7 protein-coding genes are annotated in these 11,292 nt (G+C 60.7%); all 7 read right to left on the bottom strand.

The genetic code is table 11. The features are described 5' to 3' along the window. Window positions 1-99: 99 nt before the first annotated feature. Window positions 100-3,054 carry a DUF748 domain-containing protein gene (locus tag AC1Q8Q_RS15410; protein WP_033039526.1) on the bottom strand — a complete coding sequence of 985 codons (2,955 nt, stop codon included), beginning with the start codon at window positions 3,052-3,054 and terminating at the stop codon, window positions 100-102. 93 nt (window positions 3,055-3,147) lie between these two features. Then, on the bottom strand, window positions 3,148-4,164 hold the full coding sequence (locus AC1Q8Q_RS15415; RefSeq protein WP_168758955.1) for a class I SAM-dependent rRNA methyltransferase: 1,017 nt from the start codon (window positions 4,162-4,164) through the stop codon (window positions 3,148-3,150). A gap of 169 nt (window positions 4,165-4,333) precedes the next feature. Continuing rightward, window positions 4,334-5,203, bottom strand: coding sequence for an oxygenase MpaB family protein (locus AC1Q8Q_RS15420; RefSeq protein ID WP_033039530.1), 870 nt, complete (start codon window positions 5,201-5,203; stop codon window positions 4,334-4,336). Between the two features lie 107 nt (window positions 5,204-5,310). Continuing rightward, window positions 5,311-7,248, bottom strand: a complete 1,938-nt coding sequence (gene acs, locus AC1Q8Q_RS15425) for an acetate--CoA ligase (RefSeq protein WP_020798597.1) — start codon at window positions 7,246-7,248, stop codon at window positions 5,311-5,313. A gap of 160 nt (window positions 7,249-7,408) precedes the next feature. Next, window positions 7,409-9,073: a glucose-6-phosphate isomerase gene (gene pgi, locus AC1Q8Q_RS15430; RefSeq protein ID WP_020798596.1), complete on the bottom strand. Its 1,665-nt coding sequence runs from the start codon at window positions 9,071-9,073 to the stop codon at window positions 7,409-7,411. Window positions 9,074-9,295: 222 nt separating this feature from the next. After that, the gene (panC, locus tag AC1Q8Q_RS15435; RefSeq protein WP_020798595.1) at window positions 9,296-10,156 is read right to left on the bottom strand and encodes a pantoate--beta-alanine ligase; all 861 of its coding nucleotides are present in this window, start codon (window positions 10,154-10,156) and stop codon (window positions 9,296-9,298) included. After that, complete coding sequence (gene panB / locus AC1Q8Q_RS15440; RefSeq protein WP_492615211.1) at window positions 10,153-10,953, bottom strand: 3-methyl-2-oxobutanoate hydroxymethyltransferase; 801 nt, start codon at window positions 10,951-10,953, stop codon at window positions 10,153-10,155. Before panB ends, panC begins: the two co-directional genes overlap by 4 nt. Between the last annotated feature and the right edge of the window lie 339 nt (window positions 10,954-11,292).

Genomic DNA, 11,292 nt, shown 5'->3' on the forward strand with positions numbered 1-11,292 from the left:
CAACCTGGTAGTTCATGCGACCGGCCACAAGGATGTGGCCATTACAGGCCCTGGCATTCGTGTCGGGGCCTGTTCTATTCAAGGCAAAAGACGTTTAGTTCACTCGGCGTCCAGATGCAGGGGCGTAACGACCTTGCCGTCTTTTTCCGCTTCGCCCAACTGGGCATCGATGAAGTACACACGGTCATCGGCGAGCTGGCCTTTATCGACCAGATAGTCCTTGATGCTGCTGGCGCGTTCCTGGCCCAGCTCACGCAACAGCACTTCGCTGGAACTCCAGAACTGGATCACCTGCTCGCGCATTTTCGCGGTGCGTTCTTCTTTGCCCAGGTCTTTCCATTCAGCAGGTGGCTGGACCTTCAGGCGTGTGCGGTAGATCCCTTCCAGCAGCGGACCTTTCTCGCTATCGGGTACCTCCAGCAAATTTGCCTTGGCCGGAACCTTGTCGCCACGGCGCTGGAGCATTTTGTAGTAGTTGTACTGATATTCCCGTTCCAGGCGTTGCTCGGCGAGCAACGGGCCATCACTGCTCTTGGCGGCAGTGCCTTCGATTTCCAGGCGCAGGGCCGGACGTTCCTTCAGGGCTTGGGACAGTTTGACCAGTGCCGCTTCAGCGTCCTTGTTCAGTTCGCTTGACCCCGGGGCGAATGCCACGGTACCCAGGTCTTGCGAACCACCACCGGCCACCAGGCCACCAATGAGTTTGAACGGCGCGGCAGCGGCCTTGACGATCAGGTTGCGCAGGGTCTGCCAGACAATCGGCATCACGCTGAACTGTGGATTGTTCAGGTCACCGCTGACCGGCAGTTCAATGGAAATCTTGCCATCGACATCCTTGAGCAAGGCGATGGCCAGTTTCAATGGCAGGCTCACGGCGTCCGGGCTGTCGACCTTTTCGCCCAGTTGCAACTGTTCGACCACCACTTTGTTCTCAGCCTTGAGCTGGCCCTTGACGATCACGTAATGCAAATCGAGGTTGAGTCGGCCCTTGCGGATGCGATAACCGGCGAACTTGCCGGAGTAGGGGGTTAATGTGGTCAGTTCCACACGTTTGAAGCTGGTGGCGATGTCGAGGCTGGCCATCGGGTCGAACGGGTTGACCGCGCCTTTGATGGTCACTGGTGCATAGCGGTCAACCTTGCCTTTGATGTCGACACTGGCCGGTTTCGCCTGACGGCTGTCGATGGTGCCGATCGAACCGTTGAGCTGTTGAATGGCGGTGGCGAAGTTCGGGGTCAGGCTGAAGTCGGCGAAGTTCGCAGAACCGTCGTTGATGGCGATGCCGCCGATGTGGATGCCCAGGGGCTTGTCCTTGCTGGCGGTGGGTTTGGCGGCGGCGGGCTTGGCGCCGGCGTCGGCCGGTTGCGGGATCAGCAGGTCATCGATGTTGGTGGTCCGGTCATCGTTGATCATGAAGCGCGCATAGGGTTGCAACAGATTGATCTTGTCGATCGACAGGCTGTCGCCGTGTTGGTAGTTCAGGCCTTCTACCACCAATTGTTGCCACTTGAGAAAGTCGCGGGTTTTCAGGGTGTCGAGGGTATGCAATTGATCGACCTGGGCGCGGCCGGTGACGCTGAGCGCCAGCGGATCGGTGCTTTTCAGGTTGACCGCCAGATCGCTGCCGAGCATGCCACTGCGCAGTTCCAGGCGAATGAACGGGCTGATGTAGGACTGGGCGACGCGCAGGTCGATGTCCTTGGTTTGTACGTTGAGTCGGGCGCTGACCGGGGCCAGGTTGACCTCGCCATCGGCCGTGAGCTTGCCCTGTTTGCCTACGCCGGTGTCGAGCTTGAGGAGGAAGGGCGAGCCATTGAGACTGTCGAACTTCTGCAAGTCGAGATTCAGCGGGCTCAGTTCCAGTTCCACCGCAGGTTGTGCTTTGCGGTCCGCCAGATGCACTTTGTAATCGCGCAATTGCACATCATTGAGAAGCACTTGCCACGGTTTGCCTGGCGTCGCGGGTTCGGGTTTCGGCGAATCGGCCGCCGCCGGGGTGCTCGGCGGTTCGGCGTTGGCCTTGGCCGCTGGTTTGGACGGTTGGCTGGCGAACAGTTTCTGCCAGTCGAGTTGCCCGTCGGCTTCCAGGGCTGCCCAGGTTTCCAGCTTGTGGCTGCGGATCTTGCCGACCACCACTTGTTGCTTTGCCAGGTCGACAGTGGTTTCGCTGATGTCCAGGCGTTCGAGTCTCGCCAGCGGCCGTCCATCCGGGGCCTTGATCGCGAAGGGGGCGATACTGACCGCGACATTGTTTAGCAGCAGTTCGGTTTGCTTGGACAGGTTGAGTTTGTAATCGGTACTGAGGCTGAGTACGCCACTTTCGAGGTCCAGCGGCACGGCGTCGCGCACATAGGGCCAAAAAGCTTTCATCTTGCCGTCGGTGATTTTCAGCTTACCTTCGGAGGCGAGAGGGATCAGGCTGAAGTTGCCGGTCCAGTCGATCTGGCCGCCGTTGGGACCAATTGCCACCAGTGTCATGTCGGCACTGTCTTCCGGCAGGGTGCTGAGGTTCTTGAGTTCGAAATCGAGCTTGTCGTAGAGGAATTCGATGGCTTCGCTGGGGCGTGCATCCTTGAAGTGCAGCGATCCGTCCACCAGTTTGATTCGGTCGATGCGCAGCGGGAATGGCTTGGCGTCAGGGTCGACGGGTGTCGGTTCGCTGGTCGGCAATTTGAACAACCCGATCAGGTTGAGCTTGCCGTCCTTGCCGAAGAGCACCTCGGTCTTGGATTTTTCCAGCTCGATATCCGACAGGTGCAGCGCTTTGGTCCAGAGGCTGTCAAGTTGCAGGTTGGCGTACAGGCGCTCGAAGCCGACCTGCTCCTTTCCGGGCTCGCCAATGTTCAGGCCCCAAAGGGTTACTTCAAGGCTGAACGGGTTGAGTTCGATCCGTTGGATCGTGGCGGGCGTCGTGGCGTAGTTGGCCAGTTGCTGGTTGGCAACGCGCAACGCGATGCCGGGCAAAATGAGAAAGCCCAGCAGACTGTAGAGGGCCAGAGCAGTCAACAAGGCGCCGATGGCGCGAATCAATCCTTTGTACATGTATGGCTTCATCTGTCTGGATCGGAGTGCCTTGGAGTATGGCACGCGATTTCGGTTCCGAAGCCGTTACATCGAGCAGGATTTATCTGAAAACAACGGCGACTTTCAGAACTGCAGAATCAGGGTTTTCAGCGGGGGCTGCTGGTCCATCGACGGGAAGTCATCGCCGGGTTTCATGACTGTCCACTCCCGTACCGGCCGGCCAGCCTTCTCGGCGCAACGCAAGACCTGCTCGCGCCAGTCGTCCATGCTGACTTTTGCCAAGTTGTTGCAGCAGATCAGCGCGCCATTGTCAGCGGTGGTCAGCAATGCCGGCTTGAGCAGGCTCTGGTAGTCGCGAAGCAGGTCGACGGTACCAAAGGCACTCTTGGCCCAGGCAGGGGGATCGAGCAGCACCAGGTCGTACTGGCGCTGTTCCAGGCGTTGATAGCTCGGCAATTTCTGCCCACGACGCTGGCTGACAGGCAGGCCGGCCAACTGGCGAATGGCCGGGAAGTAGTCGGACTGGATGAACTCCATGGTTGGCAGTTGCGGGTTGAGCAAGCCATTCTCGCGCCCGACCGCCAGGTTGCCTTCGGCGAAATCCAGGTTGCACACCTGGCTGGCGCCACCGGCTGCGGCGCTGAGGCCGACCCCGCAGGTGTAGGCGAACAGGTTCAGCACGCGCTTGTTCTTGCTGTGCTCCTTGACCCAGCCACGGGTGTTGCGCAGGTCGAGGAACAACAGCGGGTCTTGCCCGGCATGGCGCCCGCGTACCCGGTAATTCAAGCCCCACTCGTGGCCAACCAGGTCTTGCAGTGCGGCTTCTTCGGCGCGGTAGACGGTGTCTTCACGGTCGATGCGCGAGTTGCCGCGGGAGCGGTCGTTATAGACCAGCAGGGTTTCCAGCCCCAGGTATTGATTGACGATTTCATGCAAGTGCAGCAACGCCTCGCGGTCCAGCGACTGATGGAAGCTTTGCACCATCAGTTGTGGGCCATAGCGGTCGATCGTCAGCCCCCCGGCGCCTTCCTGGCTGCCATGGAACAGGCGATAGCAGTCGGTGCCCTGGCTGTGCAACTCGGCCAGCAGGTCCTGGCGATGTTCAAGGGCGGCGCGCAGCGCCTGATTCAAGGAAGACATGCTGGGCGCCTACAGGAGGAATTGGGCGCGGGAGTTTAACAGCTTGAGCGCAGTAACACTTGTAGGAGCGAGCATGCTCCGGGCGGCGTTCCGACGATGATCGTCAACGATGACGCTGGGTGCCTGACACTCCGCGCAGTATTCAAGTCCATCGCGAGCATGCTCGCTCCTACGACAGGCCCATACGCCGTTTCGCACGATGCACCGAGCCATTACGCACCGCCCAGCGCAGCATTGGCGCACTGCGATTGACACTGGCGCGGATCAGTTTGCGTTGCAGCGGCCCCTGGCTCACACCGAGCATGTCACTGGCCCAATCCGGCAGCAGGTCGATCCCGGCCTGCATCATCAACCCGCCGAAAGGCCGGGCTAAACGGCTGGGGGAGGGAGCGTTCAACAACAGGCGAAGTACTTCACGACTGCGCTCGTCGCACAACAGTTGCGGGCGAACGCGCTCAAGATAAGCGGCAATTTCCTGCCGGGAGCGCGGCACGTCACGGGCGCCCAGGCGCTCGGCGACTAACGCGATCTCTGCGTAATAACGATCCTGATCGGCCAGGGACAGCTGCGGATTTCGATAACGCAGGTGCGCTGCTAGGAAGTTGCTGACCTCGGCGACGTGCACCCAGGTCAGCAGGTCGGGATCGCTGGCGGCATAGAGCCGGCCATCGGGCGCGGTGCCGGTGATTTGCAGGTGGATGGTGCGCACCTTTTCGATCAGCCAGTCGGCGTCCTGTCGTGAGCCGAAGGTGGTGCCGGAGATGAATTGCCCGGTGCGGCGCAAGCGACCGAGCATATCCTCGCGGAAATTCGAATGGTCCCACACACCGGCCAAGGCCAGCGGGTGCAGCGCTTGCAGCATCAGGGCGCTGATGCCGCCGATCAACATGCTGCTGAAGTCGCCGTGGACTTGCCAGCTCACTGAATCCGGTCCGAACAGCCCAGGATCGCCCTTGGGGTTTTCCAGGTCGAGCTTGCCCAGGGACAGGCCGGTCAGGCTCATGATCTGGGTTTCGATACGGCTGCGAATGAATTCCATGGTGTCCCTGTAATTTCTGTAGGAGCTGCCGCAGGCTGCGATCTTTTGATTTTGTTTTTCAAGATCAAAAGATCGCAGCCTGCGGCAGCTCCTACAGAAGCAGTACGTTATTGGTTCAGGCGCTTGTCGATCAAGCCCTGGACCACGCTCGGGTCGGCCAGGGTCGAGGTATCTCCCAGGCTGTCCAGTTCGTTACAGGCAATCTTACGCAGAATGCGCCGCATGATCTTGCCCGAACGGGTTTTCGGCAAGGCCGGCGCCCATTGGATCAGGTCGGGCTTGGCGAAGCTGCCAATCTCCTTGCTGACGTGGGCCAGCAAGGTTTTCTTCAGTTCTTCGTTGGGCTCGACGCCGTTCATGGGAGTGACGAAGGCGTAGATGCCCTGGCCCTTGACGTCATGGGGGTAACCGACCACGGCGGCTTCGGCGATGCTGTCGTGCAGCACCAGGGCGCTCTCCACTTCGGCAGTGCCGATGCGGTGCCCGGAGACATTGATGACGTCGTCGATGCGCCCGGTGATCCAGTAGTCACCGTCTTCGTCGCGGCGGGCGCCATCGCCGGTGAAATAGTAGCCGGGGTAGGGCTTGAAGTATGTGTCGACCATCCGTTGCGGATCGCCATAGACGCTGCGGATCTGCGCTGGCCAGCTTGATTTCAGGGCGAGCACGCCGCTCCCGGCGCCTTTGATTTCCTTGCCATGTTCGTCCAGTAACACCGGCTGCACGCCGAACATCGGTTGTGTCGCGCAGCCTGGTTTGATCCGTTGCGCACTGACCAGCGGGCTGAGCATGATGCCGCCGGTTTCGGTCTGCCACCAGGTATCGACAATTGGGCAGCGTTGTTCGCCGACGACATTGAAGTACCACTCCCACGCTTCCGGATTGATCGGCTCACCGACGGTGCCGAGCAATCTGAGGCTGGAGCGGGACGTTTCCTGCAACGGTTCTGCGCCCTCGCGCATTAGAGCGCGCAATGCGGTGGGGGCGGTGTAGAAGATATTCACTTTGTGCTTGTCGATCACCTGCCAGAACCTCGAGGTGCTCGGGTAGCTCGGCACGCCTTCGAAGATCAGGGTGGTGGCGCCATTGGCCAGGGGCCCGTAGACGATGTAGCTGTGGCCAGTGACCCAGCCGACATCGGCGGTGCACCAGAAAACTTCGCCATCGCGGTAGTCCAGGACATATTTGAAGGTCATTGCCGCTTGCAGCAGGTAGCCCCCCGTCGTGTGCAGCACGCCTTTGGGTTTGCCGGTGCTGCCGGAGGTGTAGAGGATGAACAGCGGGTCTTCGGCGTCCATCGGCTCGGGCGGGCAGTCGTCGCCGACGTCACGCAGTGCCTGGTGATACCAGAGATCCCGGCCCTCGACCCAGTTCACCGGGTTCTGGGTCCGTTCCACCACGACCACGGTGCTGACATCCGGGCAGCTTTGCAGCGCCTTGTCGACATTGTGCTTGAGCGGCACGAACTTGCCTCCGCGCACGCCTTCATCGGCGGTAATCACTGTGCGACAGTCGGCGTCGAGGATCCGGTCGCGCAACGAATCCGGCGAGAAGCCACCGAACACCACCGAATGCACTGCACCGATGCGTGAGCAGGCGAGCATGGCGTAGGCGGCTTCAGGGATCATCGGCATGTAGATGCATACACGATCGCCTTTCTTCACGCCACGGCTCTTGAGCACGTTGGCCAGGCGGCAGACGTAATGGTGAAGCTTCTTGTAGGTGATTTGCGTGGATTCGGCGGGGTCGTCGCCTTCCCAGATGATCGCGGTCTGATCGCCGCGTGTTGCCAGGTGACGGTCGATGCAGTTGTAGCTGACGTTCAGCCTGGCGCCGGCAAACCAATGGGCTTCACCGGTTTTCAGATCGTAGCGCTGGACGGTTTGCCACGGTGTGCTCCAGTCGAGGAAGCGGGTGGCTTGTTCGGCCCAGAAGGTGCTGGGGTGCTCGATGGATTCGCGGTACAGGCGGTGATAGTCGTCCTGACTCAATTGTGCAGCCCGGCGCACGGCATCGGCTTTGGGGAACGTGCTGATATCGAACATGACGGTTCCTTCTTCTTGTTTTGAGGACAAGAGGGGAGCTGCGCGACCCTCGTAGGAGCTGCCGAAGGCTGCGATCTTTTGACTTTGCTTTTAGAAGATCAAAAGATCGCAGCCTGCGGCAGCTCCTACAAGGTTAGTTCCCCGCAGGAACGGTGTCAGATCAACCGCGGTGACGCCCGCGGAAGTAGTTGATCAAGCCCTGGGTAGACGCGTCGTCAGCCGGGGTTTCTTCGCTGCCAACCAGGCGGTTGTAGACGCCTTTGCCCAGCTCCTTGCCCAACTCCACACCCCATTGGTCGAAGGCGTTGATGCCCCAGATCACGCTTTGTACGAAGACTTTGTGCTCGTACATCGCCACCAGCGCACCCAGGCGCCGCGGGCTGATACGCTCGACCACCAGGGTATTGCTCGGACGGTTGCCCGGGATCACCTTGTGCGGCGCAAGGCTCTGCACCTGTTCTTCGCTCATGCCTTTGTCACGCAGCTCGGCCTGGGCTTCGGCCAGTGTCTTGCCGAGCATCAGCGCCTGGCTTTGCGACAGGCAGTTGGCATACAGCCACTGGTGGTGGTCGGCCACCGGGTTGAAGCTGACGATCGGCACGATGAAGTCGGCCGGGATCAGTTGGGTGCCCTGGTGCAGCAACTGGTGGTAAGCGTGCTGGCCGTTGCAGCCTACACCGCCCCAGATCACCGGGCCGGTATCGGTGCTGACGGGCGTACCGTCCTGGCGCACGCTCTTGCCATTGGATTCCATGTCCAGCTGTTGCAGGTGCTTGGTAATGTTCCGCAGGTAGTGGTCGTACGGCAGGATCGCGTGGCTTTGCGCACCCCAGAAATTGCCGTACCAGACGCCGAGCAGGGCCAGCAGCACCGGCATGTTCTGTTCGAAAGGGGTGTTGAGGAAGTGCTGGTCCATGGTGTAGGCACCGGACAGCAGTTCCTTGAAGTTCGACATGCCAATGGCCAGGGCGATTGGCAGGCCGATGGCCGACCACAGCGAGTAACGTCCGCCGACCCAGTCCCACATCGGGAAGATGTTTTCTTCGCGGATGCCGAACGCCACGGCGGCAGCGTTGTTGCTCGATACCGCAATGAAGTGGCGATGCAACTCGGCTTCCGAACCACCTTGGGCCAGGTACCAGGCGCGTGCGGCCTGGGCGTTTTTCAGGGTTTCGAGGGTGTTGAAGGATTTCGACGAGACGATGAACAAGGTGGTCTCGGCGCGCAGTTTCAGCGCCAGTTCGTGGAACTCACTGCCATCGATGTTCGCCAGGTAGTGGCAGCGCACGCCTTTCTGGGCATAGGCCAGCAGGGCTTCGGACACCAGCTCGGGGCCGAGGAACGAACCGCCGATGCCGATGTTGACCACGTCAGTGATCGGCTTTTCGGAGTAGCCGCGCCACAGGCCGTCGTGGATGCGGCCCACCAGGTCAGTGATCTGGTTCAGCACCTTGTGCACTTCAGGCATCACGTTGACGCCGTTGACCGACAACTTGTCGCCAACCGGGCGACGCAGGGCGGTGTGCAGGGCGGGGCGTCCTTCGGAGGCATTGACGATTTCGCCATCGAACAGCGCCTTGATCGCGCCCTTGAGGTCGACTTCGTCGGCCAGGCCTACCAGCAGGTCACGGGTCTGGGCGTTGATCAGGTTTTTCGAATAGTCGAGAAACAGGCCGCAGCTACTGAGAGTGAATTGGGTAAAACGCTGCGGGTCGGCGTTGAACGCCTCGCGCATGTTGAAATCCTGCATGGCCTGGCGGTGGTCTTTCAACGCTTGCCAGGCGGGCAGGGCGGTCACGTCGTGGGGGGTGCGGTAGTACGCCATCGCTGCGGGTTTCCTTTTACTTGAACTGCCTTTAAGACACTGAAAATACCGGAATGTCCTGACCACCGTCTGAGTGGTATCCGGTTAGCCTGCGTGCACACGATTAAATAGCGCAGGCCGGTAACAGTAAACCCAGAGAGACGATCTGTCTTGGCTTTGTCGGACCTGCGACCGGTACTTTTTTATACCGGCGCAGTCGTGGGGGCGTTGTGGGGGGGGAATTCAGGCGGGGGTGTCGAGGTTCAGGTGCAAATTGTCAATCAAGCGCGTCGTCCCCAGGAACGCCGCCACCAGGATGACCAGGTCGCGATCTTCCGGGGTTGCCGGGCGCAGGCTCATACCATGACGAATTTCCAGGTAGTCGGGGCGCAGGCCCGCCGCTTCGAGTTGTTGCAGCTTGGTGCGGATCAGGGCCGGGTAATCACGCTCACCCTGCCTGATCGCTTCGGCGATCTCGCTCAGCGTGCGATACACCACCGGTGCCACGGCGCGCTGGTCTTCGGTGAGGAAGCCATTGCGCGATGACAGTGCCAGGCCATCGGCCGCCCGTACCGTCGGCTCGCCGATGATCTGGATCGGCATGTTCAGGTCATGCACCAGCGCGCGAATGACCGCCAGTTGCTGGAAGTCTTTCTGGCCGAAGATCGCCAGGTCCGGCTGGACCATGTTGAACAGCTTGCTGACCACCGTTGCCACACCTTCGAAATGCCCTGGACGGCTGGCGCCGCACAGGCCTTCGGAAAGTTGCGGGACGCTGACGCGGGTCTGTCCGGCCATGCCGTCGGGGTACATCTCTTCAACGGTTGGCGCGAACAGCAGGTCGCAGCCCGCTTCAAGGAGTTTTTCCTGATCGGCGGCGAGGGTGCGCGGGTATTTGTCGAGGTCTTCGCCGGCACCGAACTGCAACGGGTTGACGAAAATGCTCGCAACCACGAAATCCACCCGTTGGGTGGCCTTGGTGATCAGTGCGACATGACCGCTGTGCAGGTTGCCCATGGTTGGCACGAAGCCGATGCGCTTGCCTTCACCGCGGGCACGGGCCACGGCGGCCCGTAGTTCGCGGACGGTTTTGACGGTGTTCATGCAGAGAATCCATGTTCGGTGCCAGGGAAAGTCGACGCCTTGACTTCGATGACATAGGCGCTCAAGGCGGCCTGAATACTGGTTTGGCCGGTCATGAAGTTTTTCACGAACTTGGGGACGCGACCGGTAATGGACAGGCCCAGCATGTCATGCAGCACGAGTACCTGGCCGTCGGTGTGGTGGCCGGCGCCAATCCCGATGACCGGAATGTTCACGGCCTGGGTGATTTCTGCGGCCAGTTCGCTGGGCACGCATTCGAGCAGCAACATCGCCGCGCCGGCCTGCTCCAGGGCAATGGCATCGGCACGCATCTGCCGCGCCTGGTTTTCATTGCGACCCTGGACCTTGTAGCCACCGAGGATGTTCACCGATTGCGGGGTCAGGCCCATGTGGGCACAGACCGGAACGCCTCGTTCCGCCAGCAGGCGGATCGAGTCCGCCAACCACAATGCGCCTTCGACCTTGATCATGTGAGCGCCGGACTGCATCAGCAGGGCGCTGTTGGTCATGGTCTGTTCCGTGGTGGCGTAGGCCATGAAGGGCAAGTCGGCAAGGATCAAGGCGTCGGTGTTACCGCGTTTGACGGCCGCCACGTGGTAAGCCATTTCGGCGGTGGTCACTGGCAGGGTGCTGTCATGACCTTGCAGAACCATGCCGAGGGAGTCGCCCACCAGCAGCACTTCGACACCGGCCTGGTTGCAGGCGTGGGCGAAGGTTGCGTCATAGCAGGTCAGCATGGTGATTTTTTCACCTTTGTGCTTGAGACCTTGCAGAGTGGTCAGGGTGATGGCTGGCATGAAAAGTTCCTCATTCAGGCGCTGTGGAAACTACTGCGAGTAACGCGCGTGATTCTTCGTTAAATACAGGCGCACGGTCTTCTGTCGTGCTTTTAAGGCCTGGATTGCGCCCTTGATGCCGTGATGGCGGCAGCGGGACGCCTATAGTCGTGAGGAGAACGTGGGAAGTCAATTGCGTGTGTTACCGCATTGTTACGAGGAGGGTGTTACCGATGGGACTGATGCGTTTCAGCAGCCTTGGACCTTTTGTTCGACGCAAATCAATGTGGGAGCGGGGGGGGGGGGGGGGGGGGGGGGGGGGGGGGGGGGGGGGGGGGGGGGGGGGGGGGGGGGGGGGGG

Source organism: Pseudomonas sp. GW823-FHT06B06 (genome assembly GCF_058795195.1).